Source organism: Synechococcus sp. CCAP 1479/10, assembly GCF_019038515.1.
Classification (GTDB): Bacteria; Cyanobacteriota; Cyanobacteriia; order PCC-6307; family Cyanobiaceae; genus Cyanobium.
Map to the genome: position 1 here is coordinate 15,487 of NZ_JAFKRJ010000004.1, position 15,790 is coordinate 31,276.

Genomic DNA, 15,790 nt, shown 5'->3' on the forward strand with positions numbered 1-15,790 from the left:
CCGCAGCAGATTTCCTGCAGCAGCAGATTTCCGGCAACAGATTCCCCGCCAGAGAGCCCCCACTGACCGTTCAGCCGCGAGACCCCAAGCCGGCCCGCTGATCGCCAGTCCATCAACGGAATCCTCACCTCCATCGTTTCCTGGTTGCGCCTCAGGATGGTTAGGCGATGCTCGCCACTGCCATGTCCTCCGGCCCTGAGCCTCCCCAGGGGACGCCGCTGGTGCTGGTCCACGGTCTGTTCGACACGCCCCGGGTCTTCGACCGACTCGATCGCCAACTGGCCGGGAGGCGCCAGCCCCTGCTGAAGCCGGCCCTGCCGCTCCCCTTGCGTGCCGCCGCGATCGAGACCTCGGCCGAGCGGCTCGCCGCCACGATCGAGGCGGCCTTCGGGAGCGCGACGCCGGTCGACATCCTGGGCTTCTCCATGGGCGGCGTCATCGCCCGCACCTGGATCCAGCGGATGGGCGGCCATGCCCGCACCCGCCGCTTCATCAGCCTCGGCAGCCCCCAGCAGGGGACCCTGACGGCCCAGCCCTGGCCCCGCAGGCCGCTGGCCGGCATCGCCGACCTCAAGGTGGGCAGCCCGTTGCTGCGGGAACTCAATGCCGACCTCAGCCTGCTGCAGGGGATCGACTGCCGCAGCTACGCCACGGTCTTCGATCTGATGGTGGTGCCTGGCTGGCGGGCGGTGCTGCCGATCGGGCCGCGGCGGATGCTGCCGGTCTGGACCCACCAGCAGTTGCTGCGCCACCCGGCGGCCCTCGATCCCCTGGTGGCGGATCTGCTGCGCCCCTGAGCCGTTTCCGGCCCCAGCATGGGGGTGGACGCCGATCCGCGAGGTCACGATGCCGAACGCCCTGGCCGCAAGGCTCACCGCCTGGGGATTCTCCTGGGGGGGCCTGCGGGACAACCGCCGTGGCGAGTGGTGGCTGATCGCCCAGATGGCCCTGATCGTGGCCCATCTGCTGCCGGCCACCCCCTCCCCCGCTTCCCTGGGTCTGGCCTGGCCGCTGCCGGCGCGCTTCGGGGGGCTGGCCCTGTTCGCCCTCGGGCTGGTGCTGGCCGGGCAGGGAGCCCTGAAGCTGGGCGCCAGCCTCAGCCCCCTGCCCGAGCCCATGGCCGACGCCCCCCTGGTGACCACCGGGGCCTATGGCCGCTGCCGCCACCCGCTCTACCAGGCCCTGATCCTCTGCTCCCTGGGTGTGACCGTGGCCCTCGGCAGCCTGTTGCATCTGGGCCTGATGCTTGGCCTGGTGGTCGTGCTCGGCTTCAAGGCCCGCCGGGAGGAGGCCCGCCTGGTGCTGCTCCATCCGGACTACGGCGCCTACCGCCAGGCGACCGCCGCGATCCTTCCCGGGCTGCCCTGGCTCGACTGGCGTTCCGCCTGAGCCCCTGCCGCCGATCGGTGGAGCGGTTAGAACCGACGCCACTGCCCTGTCCGGTCCATGCTCCTGCTTCCGTTCTTCCGGGTTCTGCGGGCCTGCGGCCTTGCCGCCCTGATGGCTCTGGGGGTGCTCATGGCCGACCCGGCGCCGGCGTTGGCCGCCTTTGTGCTGCCGCCGCTGCCCTACCCGGTCGATGGCCTGGCTCCGGCGATCGAGCCCACCACGATGACGATCCACCACGACCGCCATCACGCCGCCTACGTGGCCAACCTCAACGCCCGGATCGCCGACCACCCCGAGCTGGAGGGGATGGCGCTGGAGGATCTGCAGGGCCGGATGTCGCGCTACCCGGCCGCCGTGCGCAACAACGGCGGCGGCCACTACAACCATTCCCTCTTCTGGCAGGTGATGGCGCCCCCGGGCCAGGGCGGTGCCCCTTCGGCGGAGCTGGGGGCGGCGATCACCGCGGCCTTCGGCTCCCCCGAAGCCCTGCAGCAGCGCTTTGCCCGGGCGGCGACCGACCGCTTCGGTTCGGGATGGGCCTGGGTGATCCGGCGACCCGACGGCAGCCTGGCGATCACCAGCACCGCCAACCAGGACAACCCGCTGATGGATCTGCCGGGCATCGAGCGGGGCGTGCCCCTGCTGGGTCTGGATGTGTGGGAGCACGCCTATTACCTCGACTACCAGAACCGCAGGCCGGACTACATCGCCGCCTGGTGGTCGCTGGTGAACTGGAACGAGGTGAACCGGCGCTTCGCCGCTGGCGGCGCGGCGACAACCGCGAGTGAATCCTGACAGCCGCGGTTGTCGGTAGCTGATACGACGACCGCCCGGGGAAATGGTCGCGAAAGTTAACGATATTGCCGTGACCACCATGGCCCTGTCCCGAACCGGCCTGTCCGGACACGCCCTGTCCCGAGTTGTCGAGCTCGTCCCCGTCCAGCGAACGCTCCACGGAGACGCCCTCTTCTCCGCGCCCCGCACCAGCGACGAGACCCTCATCGCCGAGATCGCCAGGGGCGACGCCTTCGAACTCTTCTGCCACCGCTTTCAGACCGATCAGCTGCTGGTGCTGCGGGGAGCGATCGATCTGGTGGTGCTCCAGAACCGCCAGATGCGCCGCATCCCCCTGCGGGAGGACGAGGCCACCTGGGTCTGCATTCCCCCCGGGGTGCCCCACGGCGCCATCAACCGGGGCCGGATCCCCGCCCTGCTCGTCAATGCCGTGCTCCGCCACGGACCGAGTGATCCGAGGGATTACGAGCCCCATCCGGTGCCGCCCAGGTTCCGCAGCCAGTGGCGCCGGCTGGCGGTCGCCTGATCGACGGCGCTGGCCGTCCCCCTCAGTTGTATTCCCCGGGGATGTCCTGCTTGGTCACCGTGACCCGACCGACCTTCTTCCCCGAAAGGCGCAGCAACTCATCGCCCGAGAAGTCGAAGCCCCTGCCGGCGGCGATCTGGGCGACGTCGTCGGCGGTGGCGGCGGCCAGCACCTCGGCGCGCAGGGCCTGGTCGTCCTGCATGCGGGCCAGGAAGGAACGGGCCTGATCGAGGCTCATGCGCCGGTGGGGGTGGCGTGGCCGTCCAGCATGGCGCAGGCCCCTATCGGCTCCACAGCTTCTCCAGCTCCAGGTAGGTGACGAACAGCAGGCTGACGCCCCCGCAGGCCCCCAGCTCGCTGGCCGTCAGCGGGGTGACGCCGAAGAAATGGGCCAGCGGCGCCACGTAGAGGAGCATCAGCTGCAGGGCGGCGCTGGCCAGCACCGCCCCCAGCAGCCAGGGGTTCGCCGCCGGAGCGGAGCGCCACAGGGCCCGATCGCTGCCGGCGGAGAGGGCATGGCCCAGCTGGGCCAGACAGAGGGTGGTGAAGGCCATCGTCTGCCAGGGCCGTCCCAGCCGGGCGGCCACCACCATCAGCGCCACCACCAGGGCACCGAAGACCAGTCCGATGCGCAGGATGGCGCTGCCCAGACCCCGGGCGAAGATCGATTCGCCGGGCTCGATCGGCGGCTGGCGCATCAGATCCTCGGCGGGCGGGCCCAGGGCGAGGGCCAGCGCCGGCAGTCCGTCGGTCACCAGGTTGATCCAGAGGATCTGCAGGGGGGTGAGGGCCAGCCCGAGCAGCGGGGCCGAGCCGATGGTGATCAGTTCTCCCAGGTTGCAGCCGAGGATGAAGCGCACGAAGCGGCGGATGTTGGCGTACACCTGCCGGCCTTCCTCCACGGCATTGACGATCGAGGCGAAGTTGTCGTCGAGCAGCACCACGTCGGCCGCCTCCCGGCTCACGTCCGAGCCGCTGATGCCCATGGCCACACCGACGTGGGCCTGGCGCAGGGCCGGGGCGTCGTTGACCCCGTCCCCGGTCATGGCCACCACCGCACCGGTGGCCTGGAGCGCCCGCACGATGCGGAGCTTCTGCTCCGGCACCACCCGGGCGAAGAGGCTGGTCCGTCGCACCAGCGCTTCAAGCGCCGCCGCGTCGAGGCCCTCCAGCTCCGGCCCCTGAACGATCGGGCTTCCCGGTTCCGCCAGGCCGATGGCCTCGCTGATCGAGCGCGCCGTGAGCGGATGGTCGCCGGTGACCATCACCGGCCGGATGCCGGCCCCCCGGCAGCGGGCCACGGCAGCGGGCACCTCCGGCCGGGGCGGATCCCGCTGGGCCATCAGGCCCAGCAGCACCATGGTCTGCAGCCCGGCCTGCGGGCCCCCATGCCGGGGGGCGGCGGCGAAGGCCAGCAGCCGCAGCCCCGAGGCGGCCAGTCCGCGGGCCTGGGCCAGCCACCAGTCCCGCTGGGCCTCGCTGAGGGGCCGCACCCCCGCGCCGTCCAGCCAGCGGTCGCAGCGGTGCAGGATCGCCTCGGGTGCTCCCTTGGCGATCAGCAGCAGGGAGCCCCCGGCGGGGCTCAGACCCAGGACTGGGGGGCCCAGAGGTGCCGTCAGGCGGCCGTCGGTGTCACTCACCCACACCGCCATCATCCGCTGCTCCGAGCAGAAGGGCATCTCGTGGGCACGGCCGTGCAGCGCCCGCAGGCTGGTGGCCTCCAGGCCCGCCCGGGCGGCGATCTCCAGCAGCGCCACTTCGGTGGGATCGCCCATTCCCCCCCGCTGCTGGGGCTCGGCGTCGTTGCACAACACCCCGGCCTGCAGCAGCAGCTCGAGGTGGGCGGGGATGAGCCCGGCCACGGCCCCCGGCGGCGCTGCCAGCTCGGTGGTCAGGAAGCCATGGCGGCTGTCGTCGGCCCCCCGGCCGCCCTGGTGCTCCTCGTCGGGGCGCAGGGCCAGGGTGCCGCAGCGGAGCTCGGTCACCACCTGCCGGTTCTGGGTAAGGGTGCCGGTCTTGTCGGTGCAGATGACGGTGATGGCGCCCAGCGCCTCCACGGCGGGCAGGTGGCGGACCAGGGCGGCGCGACGCACCATCCGCTGGGTGCCGATGGCGAGGCTCACGGTGATCACCGCCGGCAGCCCTTCCGGCACGATCGCGACGGCGGTGGAGAGGGCCAGCTCCAGCAGCGCCAGGGGGGAGCCGCCGAGCAGCCAGCCCCCCAGCGCCACCGCCGCCACGAGCCCCAGGGCCCAGGCCACCAGCCGGCGGGAGAGGTCCGCCAGCCGTTGCTGCAGGGGCGTCGGCTCCGGGCGGGCAGTGTGGATCAGCGTGGCGATGCCACCCAGCACGGTGGCCATGCCCGTGGCCGTCACCACCGCCAGGCCCCGGCCCCGCCCCACGGCGGTGCCGAGGAAGAGGCAGTTGCTGCGCTCCACCAGCGGCGTGTCCGCTGCCAGGGGCGGTTCGGGGCGCTTGCTGACCAGGTCGGCTTCGCCCGTGAGGGCCGACTCCTGCGCTCCCAGGTCGCTGGCCTCGAGCAGCCGGACGTCGGCGGGCACCCGATCACCGCTCTCGAGGCGGATCAGGTCCCCCGGCACCAGCTGGTCAGCGGGGAGGCGCTGCCAGCATCCGTCGCGGCGGACGCGCGCCAGGGGCTGGGCAAGATCCAGCAGGCTGCGCAGGGCCAGCAGCGCCCGGCTCTCCTGCAGGTAGCCGAGCAGGGCGGTGAGCCCCACGATCAGCAGGATGGCGATGGCATCTTTGGGGATGGCGTGGTCCACCACGGCCAGAGCGGCCGACACTGCCGCCACCGCCAGCAGCAGGAGCAGCATCACGTTGCTGAACTGGTCCAGCAGGATCCGCCAGCGCCCGGGACCCGGCGGTAGGTGGAGCCGGTTGGGGCCCGTGGTGGCCAGGCGTTCGGCCGCGGCGGCCCCGCCCAGCCCCTCCCTCTCGACCCCGAGCCGGCGCAGGCATTCCGGCCCGGACAGGGCCTGCCAGTCCGTGGCCTCGGCAGGGATCATGGCCAGCCACCCTGTGGCCCCTGAACCCTAGGAGCGCAGACTTTCGCAGGCCTCCCCGTCGCCATCGGAGTCCAGGTAGCTGTGACCCTGGCGCAGCAGCTCCTGGGCCCTGGCATGGGAGCCGATCTGGCTGCAGAAGTGGCGGCGGCCGTCGGGGGTGGTGCCATCGGGGATCCGGGCGGAACGGCGGCCGCGCCGGAAGTCCCAGGGCCGGGTGATCCCACCCGGCACCCGCCAGACGCCGAGCCCCTGGCGGCGGGCCCGTTCCTCGGCCTCCAGGTAGGCCGCCCCGTCACAGCCGGCCAGATAGCGCCGGTAGGCGAAGGCCAGGCCGTCCTCCACCAGGGCCAGGTTGATGTTGGTGTCACGGATCACCTCGGCCACCGTGCGCCCGAAGCGGTCGGTGCTGTGGGGTTGGATCGTCACCGGCCGCCCGACGGCCAGGCGCATCAGGAGGGCCTGGCGCGCCTGCTGGCCCCACGGGCTCTGGGCCGTTTCGGGGGCATCGATGCAGGCCAGGCGGATCGTGATCCGCTCCTGGCCGCGGCGCACCCGCAGGGTGTCGCCATCGCCGACCGAGACCACGGTGGCCCGGAAGGCCGGTGCCGCTGCCGCGGGCCCGCCCTGCAGCAGGGCCAGCAGGATCAGCAGCAACGGCAACCGGTGGCCGGGCATGGCGCCGGGGGGCAGGGAGGGCGGCCCCTCAGCCTTGCATCGCCCGGGAGCGCACCTCCTCGAGGCTGCAGCGCCGCCGCAGCGCCCCGTTCTCGAAAACGGTCTGCAGGCAGCTGGCCGGATGGGGCTCCGGTCGCTCCAGCACCACCGTCCGGTACCCCCGTTCGTCGCGGATCAGGTCGAGCACGCCGGCCTTGCTGGTCTTGGCGGGATCGGTGATGGGGCACTTGTGCACCGGCCGGATCCGGCCGGCCCGCTCCACCCACGACACCTTGTAGGCGAAGCGCTGGCTGTCCCGGTTCACCTGCTGCAGCAGGCCGCCACCCATGCCGAAGGCCACGTTCTCGACGCTGAAGCCCGCCGCCAGGATCGCCTCGATCACCAGCGGCAGGCTGGTGGCGGTGATGCCATCCCCCTGGATCACCCGCACGTGCTCCAGCACCCGGTAGCCCTTGCCGTTGAGCCGGCTGCCGAAACGGGCCTCCAGGCGCCGCAGCAGCTCGGGGACGATCGCCACCGGGTCGCCCGAATCGGGCCGGATCACCACGGTGGCGCCCGAGGCGATCACCTGCTCCCGCAGCTGCTCCCCCCAGAGATGGTCGACGGCGTTCCAGAGGTCGTAGGCATCGGAGACCACCGCCAGCACGGCACCGGGCCTGGCGAAGCGGTCGAGCATGGTCCGGTAGGCCTCCAGCTCGTGCTCCTTCCCCCAGGCCAGGATCGTGGAGTGCTCGGCGGCCGGAATCGAGAAGCCGGCCATCGGGCCGTCGTAGTGGCGCCGGCCCGCCACCAGGGCGGCGACGGTGTCGGTGCCGCGGAAGGCCACCAGGTGGGCCAGGCCGCCGATGGCGGCACTTTCCCGGCTCGAGACGCCGCGGGAGCCGAAGTCGTGCAGGCGGAAGGGGAGTTCGGCGGCCGGGTCATCGGCGGAGCGCTCCAGGCCTGCCCGCAGGAGCTCGCGGAAGTGCCAGCTGCGGGTGGCCACGGTGGTGGGGTACCAGAGGCGCAGCAGCAGGGTCTCCACCCAGGTGACCAGCCAGGCCAGGGCCGGATCGGTGGACTCCACCGTCATCAGCACGTTGCCGGTGGGTACCCGGCTGCCCTCGGGGACGGCCCGGATGCGCAAGGGCAGCCGGCCGCCGTGGACGCCGAGCAGACGCTGCCAGCCCTGGTGGTTGAAGGGCAGGCCGTGGGCGCTCCAGAGGTCGGCGGCCTCCTCCACATCGTCCCGGGTGACGGGCCGCTCCAGGGTGTCCTGCAGCAGCATCTGCAGTCCGAAGAACAGGGTGTCGGGGTTTTCGCCGCCGCGGCTTTCCATGTAGGCCCCCATGGCAGTCAGATCGGGGGGGTACTGGAGCCAGTGGCTGCCCTTGTAGCTGTCGGTGTCGAGCAGAAGATTGAAGTCCATGGTGTGCACTGCTCAGAGTCGCGAGATGAAGTGCTGGATGATCTGGACGTGGTCCTCGAAGAAGCTGTCTTCGTGGGCGTAGATGTCGGCGAGGGGCATCCAGAAGGCCTTCTCGGCGTCATCGCCGCCGCGGACGGAGGGCAGGGCCCCGCCCTTGAGCTGGATCAGGAAGGCGTGGGTGATCACCCGGCCGCGCAGGGAGCGTCCCGGAGCATCGAAGACGTGGCGATCGGCGATCGAGCCCTCCAGCACGGGCCTGGGCACCTTGAGGCCCGTTTCCTCCCGCAGCTCCCGCAGCATTCCATCGACCACCTGCTCCTGCTGGTTGAGGTAGCCCCCCGGCAGGGCGATCAGCCCCTGGCCCGGCCGCACCCGGCGGCGCACCACCAGCACATGGCCCGACTGGACCACCACCGCATCGGTGGTGACGAAGGTGGGTGGATAGGGCGCCACCGACCACAGCTGGCGGTAGCCGGCGATGTAGTCGGCCTCCTGGCGCAGCCAGCGGTAGCGGCCCGTGTCCCGGTAGTCCGTCAGGAAGGCCCGCACCGCCTCCGGGACATGGGCGGCCCACTCGGTTGCAGCGGCGTCAGAGAAGTAGGCCTGGCGAATGGCCGTGGAGTGGACGTCGCTTTTGAGGGGCACATCCTGAAAGTCCCACTGGGGAAACAGATCGAGGTAGTAACTGCTGCGATCCTTCCGGTGACCGATGAGCAGCACCCGTTCGTCCTCGGCCGTGACGGCGAGCACTTTCTGCTGCACCTCCGCCAGCCAGAGATTGTCGGAGTAGAGATGGTCGCGGATCGGGATCACCTCCAGCCGCCGCTGCCACGCGGCCGGAAGGGCGGACCGGATCATGGCCTCCCGTTCCTCGCTGCTCCAGGGGTTGCGGGTGTCGGGGGCACAGCGGTGGCTGCCGAGCAGCAGGATCAGCCGATCGGCCCTCTCCAGGGCCGCTTCGACCAACCCGAAATGCCCCACATGGAAGGGCTGGAACCGTCCGATGAGGACGGCGACGTCGTGATTCATGGTGAACCTCAGAATCCCTGAGATGAAGCCCGCCTCAGCGGCAGACTGCACTGATCTAGCACGTCCGCGGCGACTGTCAACGGCGGGGGGCAACGTCCGGGCGTCACGATCCGCAGGGGCCACCGCAGAGCGGAGATGGTGTGACGTTGCCTGGAGCTGAAGGTCATGGAGGCTGGCCGCCCATAGCCTGAGGTCTGCGGTGTGGTCTGAGGAAGCATGGGACCGTCTCCTTCCGATGAGACCTCCTCTCTGACCAGAAATCTCAGCATCTTCACGGCTTCGGTGGTGTCTCTCCGGGGCTTTCCAGGCCTGGAGCTCGATGCAGATCACCCACTCTCTTGAGGAGGCCAGGCGAACGCAGGCCTTCTCCAGGCAGATCCTCGATCAGATGGACAATCTCACGGGCGAGAATGAAACCAAGGGCAAGGTTGCCCTGATTGGCCTCTGCATCATTGCGGCCAATGACAAAGACAAGATTAATATCGCTAATATCGCGCTCCAGAGCGGAAAGAACAACCTCAGAGATGCCGCGCCATTCCTGAGCAGTCAACCTGCAAGAACGCCCTGGAGATGCTGGCGCGTACGGAGGATGTGATCGTGCAGCGCCAGATCCGCAAGGAAGACAAGCTGATCGGCGAATCGCCAGCGGCTCGCCAGCAGAAGGCCGTGGTGAAAGCTCAGGTTCAACCCTCGCCGGTTGCCCAGGCTCTCGAGGACATCACGACGGCCAGGATCGCCGCCTCCGACCTGCAGGGTTGGATCTACATCGGCAAGGCGCATCCCTCCGGCGCCCTTCTCGACGACCGCACCATCAACGTCGCCAGGAAGCCCTCCCCCAATGCCGATGTCACCACCATCACGTCGGTGTATCTGCGTTCCCAGAACACGATCCGCTCGGGTTCGTCCCTCGGCATCATCCCCAGGGGACAGGTTCTGCGGATCCACGCCCTCAGCTCGACACCGATGGCGGCCGGCACCGAGGCCGTCTGGGCCAAGGTGAAGACCCAGAGGGGCTCCCTCCAGAGCGTCCCCTGACAGGGGAGCGGCAACCGCTCCGGGTGATGGCGGCAGCAGCGCGATGCAGCCGCGGATGTGCTGCATCCGCCGCCTGGGGCGGTGGCTAGCACGGGGAAGGAGGGGGCGGGGTTTCTTCCGGGTCCTGCCGGGCGCGCCCGTGGCCACCACGCCGGTCCGTGGAGCCCGGGCGCCTTCGCCAGATCCGTCCCGCCGTTCCCGTCGCCATGGTGCTCCGACCTCCCCTCTGGACCAGTCGCCACCAGGCAGGCCTCGCCCTGGCCGAGGCCTTCGCCGATCGTCGGGGCCTCGGCGGCGACACCACCCTGGTGGCCCTGCCCAGGGGCGGTGTGCCGGTGGCGGCCGCGATGGCGTCGCGGCTGGAGCTGCCCCTGGTGACCTGGTCGGTGCGCAAGGTCGCCGATCCCAGCTGGCCCGAGCTGGCGATCGGGGCCGTCGCCGCCGGCGGGATGGTGGTCTGGCGCAACGGGGCGGGGGGCCGGCAGCGGGCCACCACGGCAACGGAGCACGGCTGGTTGCGGGACCAGGAGCTGGAACTGCAACGGCGGCAGCGCCGGTTCGGGGACCCACCCGCCGATCAGCTGCGCGGCCGGCACCTGATCGTGGTGGACGACGGCATCGCCACCGGCATGACGGTGAAGGCGGCGCTGCTGTCCCTGCGCCGTGTGCGCCCGGCCTCCCTGGCCCTGGCGGTGCCGGTGGTGGATCGGGACGTCGCCGACGAACTGGGCCACCTGGTGGAACGCATGGAGGCCCTGGCCGTCGTCAGCGACCTGCAGGCCGTGGGGCTCTGGTACGAGCACTTCGAGCAACTCAGCGACCGTCAGGTGCTCGCCCTTCTGCAGGGCTGCCTGGGCGGCATACCATCAACCCCACCTGCGCCACCGCTGAGCGGCCCATGACCCTGGGGGAATCCGACGGCGCCCTGGTCTCCATCGCCGAGGCGTTCGAGCTTCCCGGCCGGGTTAGCAGCCTCGATCCTCTGGGCAGCGGCAACGTCAACGAGAGCTTCGTCGTCGTCTGCGACGGCCCGCCCGAGCGGCGGTTCGTCCTGCAGCGCCTGAACCGCAGGGTGTTTCCCCGGCCCGATCTGGTGATGGCCAACATCCTCGCCCTCGGGGAGCATGTCGACCGGCGCCTGGCAGGGGAGGGCTTCCCCCTGGGGGAGCGGCGCTGGGAGGTCCCCCGGGTGGTGCGTTGCCGCGCCGACCAGCGGCCCTGGGTGGAGCGGGGGGACGGCTTCTGGCGCCTGATCACCTTCGTCGAATCTTCCAGGAGCTTCGATCTGGTGACCGGTGCCGACCAGGCCCGGGAGGTGGGCGTCGGCCTGGGTCTGTTCCACCACCTGATCAGTGATCTGTCTCCGGAGCGGCTGGCCGACACCCTGGAGGGCTTCCATGTCACCCCCAGGTATCTGGAGCAGTACGACGCGGTGCTGGCCGGCGCACCGGCCGCGGCCGGGGGCGACGTCAGCCATTGCCGGGCCTTCGTGGAGGAGCGCCGGGACTTCGTGCCGGTGCTGGAGGCGGCCAGGGTGAGCGGCCGTCTGCGGCTTCGCCCCATCCACGGGGACCCCAAGGTCAGCAACGTGATGCTGGAGGCCGGCTCCGGCCGGGCCGTGGCCCTGGTGGACCTCGACACGGTGAAGCCCGGGCTGATCCACTACGACATCGGCGACTGCCTGCGCTCCTGCTGCAACCCCCTCGGCGAAGAGACGGCGGATCTGGAGGCCGTCCGTTTCGATGTGGACCTCTGCCGCGCGGTGCTGGGCGGCTACCTGTCCGCCGCCTCAGGCTTTCTCACCGAGGCCGACTACGACCACCTCTACGCCGCGATCCGCCTGATCAGCTTCGAGCTTGGCCTGCGTTTCTTCACCGATCACCTGGCTGGAAACGTCTACTTCCGGACGGAGCGGCCCGACCACAACCTGCAGCGGGCCCTGGTGCAGTTCCGGCTGACGGCCAGCATCGAGGCCCAGGAGCGGCAGATCCTCGCGGTGATCGACGAGCTCCGGGCCGGCTGCGCCAGCCGCCTCTGATGTCCGGGACGCTCCGCCATGGCTTCGACCTGCGCCCCTTCGGTGCTGACGGTCCCTCGCCGGGCCTGCGGCTGGAGGGTGAGGTCTGCCGGGAGGGGGCCCTGCTGCGGCTCCGCTACCGGCTGAGCGGCGTGATCGAGACGGTGCAGCTGCCGCCACCGGTCGCCTCGCCCACACGGAGGGACGGGCTCTGGACCACGACCTGCTTCGAGTGCTTCTGGGGCCTCGAGGGGGAGCGGCCCTACTGGGAACTGAATCTTTCCCCGGCGGGCCACTGGAACCTGTACCGACTGGAGGACTACCGGCTGGGGCTGAGGCCGGAGCCTGGCTACGACCGGCCCCTGCACCGGGTCAGCCAGGGGGGCGGAGTTCTGTCCATGGAGCTGGATCTGCCGCTGCCGGCCCCGATTGCCCCCGATGCCCCCCTGCAGGTGGCGATCGCCGCCGTGATCGAGGACCGTCACGGCCAGCTGAGCTACTGGGCCCTGGTCCATCCGGGGGCCGAGCCCGATTTCCACCGCCGGGACGCCTTCCTGCTGCGGCTCTGATCAGGCCCCGGAGGCTTCGGCGTGGTAGCTGCTGCGCACCAGCGGGCCGCTGCGAACCTGGGCGAAGCCCATGCCGCGGGCGATGGCGCCCAGCTCCTCGAACTCCTCCGGCCGCCAGTAGCGGGCCACGGGGATGTGGGCGAGGGAGGGGCGCAGGTACTGGCCCAGGGTGAGCCGCTGGCAACCGGCGGCCCGCAGGTGCTCCAGGGTGGTCACCACCTCGGCGGCGGTCTCCCCGAGGCCCAGCATCAGGCCGGATTTGGTGGGAATCTGGGGTGCCAGCTCCCGGGCCGTGGCCAGCAGATCCAGGGAGCGGCGGTAGGTGGCGCCGCGCCGCACCTCCCCCTGCAGGCGCTCCACCGTCTCGAGGTTGTGGTTGAAGCACACCGGCGCGGCCGCCAGCACTGCCGCCAGCCGCTGGCGCTGGGCCCGGCGACCCGCTTCGGGATCCGGGTGTCCGCCCCAGAAATCGGGCGTCAGCACCTCGATCAGCACCCGGGGATCCCGGCGGCGGATCGCCGCGATGGTGGTGGTGAAGAGGCTTGCCCCGTGGTCGGGGAGGTCGTCGCGGGCCACGGCGGTGAGCACCACGTAGCGGAGGCCGAGCACCTGCACCGCCTCCGCGACCCGCTCCGCCTCGGCCCCGTCCAGGGGCATCGGGGCCCGGCCCTTGTCCACCTGGCAGAAGGCGCAGCTGCGGGTGCAGATCGGCCCCCCCAGCAGGAAGGTGGCCGTGCCGGCGGCGTAGCACTCGCCCCGGTTGGGACAGCGGCCCTCCTCGCAGATGGTGTGCAGCCGCTGGGCCTTGACCACCCCCTGCACCCGTTCGGTGGCCGAGGCCTCCCCGAGGGGACGGCGGATCCAGTCCGGCAGCCGCTCGGAGGGAGGGATGGCGCTGTAGCGGCTGGTGGCGGTCATGGTGTCGCGGTGGGGTTCATTCCATGCGCCGGCGTCCTTCGAACGCCCGGGCCAGGGTGACTTCGTCGGCATACTCCAGCTCCCCCCCCACCGGCAGGCCGTAGGCGATGCGGGTGACGCTGGTGAACGGTTTGAGCAGCCGGGCCAGGTAGAGGCTGGTGGTGTCCCCCTCCACGCTGGGGGTGAGGGCCAGGATCACCTCGATCGCATCCTCCCGGTCGACCCGCTCCACCAAAGGCTGGATCTGCAGCAGCTCCGGACCGATGCCATCCATCGGTGAGATCAGCCCGCCCAGCACGTGGTACTGGCCGTGGAATTCACGGCTGCGTTCCATCGCCAGCAGGTCGCGGGAGTCGGCGACCACACAGATCTGGCCGTTGCGGCGCTCCTCATTGCGGCAGATCTCGCAGAACTCCTCGGCCGAGAGATGGAAACAGCGCCGGCACTGGCCCACCTGGCTGCGGGCCGCCAGCAGGGCATCGGCGAAGCTGCGGATCTGCTCCTCCGGCTGGCGCAGCAGGTGCAGGGCCAGTCGCTGGGCCGTGCGGGGCCCGATGCCGGGCAGTCGTTCGAACTGGTCGATCAGCCGGGCCAGGGGTCGGGTGAAACCGCTCAGCGGACCGGCTGCAGGTAGGAACGAATCTAGGCGGCACGCTCGCGGCGGGCGACGGCGCCGGGTGAGGATGGCCCCGGCTCCCGCCAGCTCCCCCGCCCCGCCCCGTGCCATGGGTTTCCCCGCCACCCACCAGCCCGTTGCCCCCGCCGCCGCCGGCCCCTGGCGAGCCCGCGCCGGCTCCCTGCTGGCGGGCCTGCTGATGACTCTGATGCTGGTGGGCTGCAGCGCCGCCGCCGCGGGCCTGAACTCCTTCCAGAGCCCGGATGGCCGCTACGCCTTCCTGTACCCCACCGGCTGGACCCGGGTGCAGGTCTCCAATGGTCCCCAGGTGGTCTTCCACGACCTGATCAACAGCGACGAGACCCTCAGCCTGGTGGTGTCCGAGGTCACCCCCGACCGGGATCTCAGCCAGCTCGGCAGTGCCGTCGAGGTGGGCGAGACCCTGCGGCGCAGCGTCATCTCCCCGGAGGGCAGCGGCCGGGATGCCGAACTGGTGGAGGCCCACGAGCGCGAGCAGGGCGGCCGCACCTACTACGACCTCGAGTACACGGTCCATCTGGCCGACCGGGACCGCCACGAGCTCGCCACGGTGGTGGTCGACCGCGGCCGGCTCTACACCTTCGCCGCCAGCACCAACGAAGCCCGCTGGAACAAGGTGAAGGACCTGTTCGCCGTGGTGATCGGCTCCTTCACCCTGCAGATCTGAGCGTGGCCGCCCCCGGCCGGCTGACCGTCATCGGGGGCGGGCTGGCCGGCAGCCTGCTGGCCCTGGAGCTGGCGGAGCGGGGCCTGGCGGTGACCCTGATCGATGCTTCGGAGGCCACGGCAACGGCCCTCAGCTATGGCGGGGTGGCCTGGTGGGCCGGGGCTCCTGGCCCCCTGGGCCAGCTGCTGCGCCAGGCCCCCGCCCGCTGGCGACGGCTGCAGGCGCGCCATGGGCCGCTCGGCTGGCGGGGCTGCGGCCTGCGTCTCCATGGCGGCGACTGGACCACCCCCCTGCTGCGCCCCCCCTTCGCCCAGGTGGACACCGCCGTGCTGATGGCGGCCCTGCCCGGGGTGCTGGCGGCGGCCGGGGTTGAGCGGCGGCCGGGCAGGGTGGTGGCGCCGCCGCGGCCCCTGTCCGGTGGCTGGCACCTGGAGCTGGAGCCGGGCGGCACCCACCTGGCGGATCAGGTGGTGCTGGCGGCCGGAGCCGGCAGCCGCGCCCTGGCCCCCGGGCTGCCGGAGCGCCATCGCGCCAGCTGGGCCGGGGTGCTGACCCTGCCGGTGCGCCCGAGCCTTTCCTCAGCGTCCTCCAGTCCCTGGCTGGGGCACGCGGCCCAGCGCCGCATCGTTCAGCCGCGGCACTGGCAGCGACCGTCCCTGGAGGCCCGCGCCCCGGAGCTGGGGGAGGAACGCTGGATCGTCGATGCCGGTTTCGCCCCCCAGGGGGAGGGACTGCTGCTGGGGCAGATCAGCCTGGTGCGGCCGGGCCTGGACAGCGGCGAGCCGCCCGATGCGGCCGTCATGGAACGCCGGCTGCGCCAGGCCCTGGCCGGGCTCGATCCGGTTCTGGCCGCCCTGCAGGGCCCCTACCGCCAGGTGCCGGTGGCCTTCTGCAGCGGCGGGCTTCCCCTGGTGGGGCCCCTGGGCGGCGCGGCGGGTCTGTGGGTCTTCAGTGGCTTCGGCGGTGCCTTCGCCCAGGTGCCGGTGCTCGCGCCCCTGCTGGCCGATGTGATCGCCGGGGCGGCCGATCCGGGGGTTCTGGCCGGATTCGGCGTCCTGCCGGGCTGACAGGCGGCCTTCCA

The 15,790-nt window shown here is 71.5% G+C and carries 18 protein-coding genes; 10 read left to right on the forward strand and 8 right to left on the reverse strand.

Annotated features, from left to right (window positions below):
• Positions 1 to 182: 182 nt before the first annotated feature.
• From KUG39_RS01115 to KUG39_RS01130, 4 genes are all read left to right on the forward strand, one after another.
• On the forward strand, positions 183 to 797 hold the full coding sequence (locus tag KUG39_RS01115) for an esterase/lipase family protein (RefSeq protein ID WP_190609788.1): 615 nt from the start codon (positions 183 to 185) through the stop codon (positions 795 to 797).
• Between the two features lie 49 nt (positions 798 to 846).
• A complete protein-coding gene (locus KUG39_RS01120; protein WP_216912186.1) occupies positions 847 to 1,389 on the forward strand; it encodes a methyltransferase family protein in 543 nt (180 codons plus the stop codon).
• 57 nt (positions 1,390 to 1,446) lie between these two features.
• Positions 1,447 to 2,184 carry a superoxide dismutase gene (locus KUG39_RS01125; RefSeq protein WP_286192836.1) on the forward strand — a complete coding sequence of 246 codons (738 nt, stop codon included), beginning with the start codon at positions 1,447 to 1,449 and terminating at the stop codon, positions 2,182 to 2,184.
• A gap of 79 nt (positions 2,185 to 2,263) precedes the next feature.
• Positions 2,264 to 2,710 carry a cupin domain-containing protein gene (locus tag KUG39_RS01130; protein WP_216912188.1) on the forward strand — a complete coding sequence of 149 codons (447 nt, stop codon included), beginning with the start codon at positions 2,264 to 2,266 and terminating at the stop codon, positions 2,708 to 2,710.
• Between the two features lie 22 nt (positions 2,711 to 2,732).
• On the opposite strand, the gene KUG39_RS01135 is transcribed toward KUG39_RS01130, so the two are convergent.
• From KUG39_RS01135 to KUG39_RS01160, 6 genes are all read right to left on the reverse strand, one after another.
• On the reverse strand, positions 2,733 to 2,948 hold the full coding sequence (locus KUG39_RS01135) for a Nif11-like leader peptide family natural product precursor (protein ID WP_015108575.1): 216 nt from the start codon (positions 2,946 to 2,948) through the stop codon (positions 2,733 to 2,735).
• 43 nt (positions 2,949 to 2,991) lie between these two features.
• Positions 2,992 to 5,736: a cation-translocating P-type ATPase gene (locus KUG39_RS01140; RefSeq protein ID WP_216912196.1), complete on the reverse strand. Its 2,745-nt coding sequence runs from the start codon at positions 5,734 to 5,736 to the stop codon at positions 2,992 to 2,994.
• A gap of 27 nt (positions 5,737 to 5,763) precedes the next feature.
• Complete coding sequence (locus tag KUG39_RS01145; protein ID WP_190609780.1) at positions 5,764 to 6,411, reverse strand: thermonuclease family protein; 648 nt, start codon at positions 6,409 to 6,411, stop codon at positions 5,764 to 5,766.
• A gap of 28 nt (positions 6,412 to 6,439) precedes the next feature.
• On the reverse strand, positions 6,440 to 7,819 hold the full coding sequence (locus tag KUG39_RS01150; protein WP_216912198.1) for a nicotinate phosphoribosyltransferase: 1,380 nt from the start codon (positions 7,817 to 7,819) through the stop codon (positions 6,440 to 6,442).
• 12 nt (positions 7,820 to 7,831) lie between these two features.
• Positions 7,832 to 8,848, reverse strand: coding sequence for a bifunctional nicotinamide-nucleotide adenylyltransferase/Nudix hydroxylase (locus KUG39_RS01155; RefSeq protein ID WP_216912200.1), 1,017 nt, complete (start codon positions 8,846 to 8,848; stop codon positions 7,832 to 7,834).
• Between the two features lie 271 nt (positions 8,849 to 9,119).
• Positions 9,120 to 9,398: a hypothetical protein gene (locus KUG39_RS01160; protein WP_216918181.1), complete on the reverse strand. Its 279-nt coding sequence runs from the start codon at positions 9,396 to 9,398 to the stop codon at positions 9,120 to 9,122.
• A gap of 20 nt (positions 9,399 to 9,418) precedes the next feature.
• On the opposite strand from KUG39_RS01160, the gene KUG39_RS01165 reads away from it, so the two are divergent.
• The 4 genes from KUG39_RS01165 (at position 9,419) to KUG39_RS01180 (ending at position 12,469) form a co-directional block, all read left to right on the forward strand.
• Positions 9,419 to 9,883 carry a hypothetical protein gene (locus tag KUG39_RS01165; protein WP_216912204.1) on the forward strand — a complete coding sequence of 155 codons (465 nt, stop codon included), beginning with the start codon at positions 9,419 to 9,421 and terminating at the stop codon, positions 9,881 to 9,883.
• Between the two features lie 206 nt (positions 9,884 to 10,089).
• Positions 10,090 to 10,785: a phosphoribosyltransferase gene (locus KUG39_RS01170; RefSeq protein WP_216912206.1), complete on the forward strand. Its 696-nt coding sequence runs from the start codon at positions 10,090 to 10,092 to the stop codon at positions 10,783 to 10,785.
• Complete coding sequence (locus KUG39_RS01175) at positions 10,782 to 11,921, forward strand: phosphotransferase enzyme family protein (protein WP_216912208.1); 1,140 nt, start codon at positions 10,782 to 10,784, stop codon at positions 11,919 to 11,921. Before KUG39_RS01170 ends, KUG39_RS01175 begins: the two co-directional genes overlap by 4 nt.
• Positions 11,921 to 12,469: a DOMON-like domain-containing protein gene (locus KUG39_RS01180; protein ID WP_216912210.1), complete on the forward strand. Its 549-nt coding sequence runs from the start codon at positions 11,921 to 11,923 to the stop codon at positions 12,467 to 12,469. Before KUG39_RS01175 ends, KUG39_RS01180 begins: the two co-directional genes overlap by 1 nt.
• Here KUG39_RS01180 and lipA read toward each other — a convergent pair whose 3' ends face one another.
• Together lipA and recR are read right to left on the reverse strand one after the other, a co-directional pair.
• Positions 12,470 to 13,387, reverse strand: a complete 918-nt coding sequence (gene lipA / locus KUG39_RS01185; protein ID WP_216912212.1) for a lipoyl synthase — start codon at positions 13,385 to 13,387, stop codon at positions 12,470 to 12,472.
• Between the two features lie 16 nt (positions 13,388 to 13,403).
• On the reverse strand, positions 13,404 to 13,973 hold the full coding sequence (gene recR / locus KUG39_RS01190; protein WP_233133770.1) for a recombination mediator RecR: 570 nt from the start codon (positions 13,971 to 13,973) through the stop codon (positions 13,404 to 13,406).
• A 229-nt stretch (positions 13,974 to 14,202) separates the two neighbouring features.
• Between recR and psbP the strand changes: the two genes are divergently transcribed.
• Both psbP and KUG39_RS01200 read left to right on the forward strand, forming a co-directional pair.
• Positions 14,203 to 14,709: a photosystem II reaction center PsbP gene (psbP, locus tag KUG39_RS01195; RefSeq protein ID WP_190609889.1), complete on the forward strand. Its 507-nt coding sequence runs from the start codon at positions 14,203 to 14,205 to the stop codon at positions 14,707 to 14,709.
• Between the two features lie 2 nt (positions 14,710 to 14,711).
• Positions 14,712 to 15,776: an NAD(P)/FAD-dependent oxidoreductase gene (locus KUG39_RS01200; RefSeq protein WP_216912214.1), complete on the forward strand. Its 1,065-nt coding sequence runs from the start codon at positions 14,712 to 14,714 to the stop codon at positions 15,774 to 15,776.
• Positions 15,777 to 15,790: the final 14 nt, after the last annotated feature.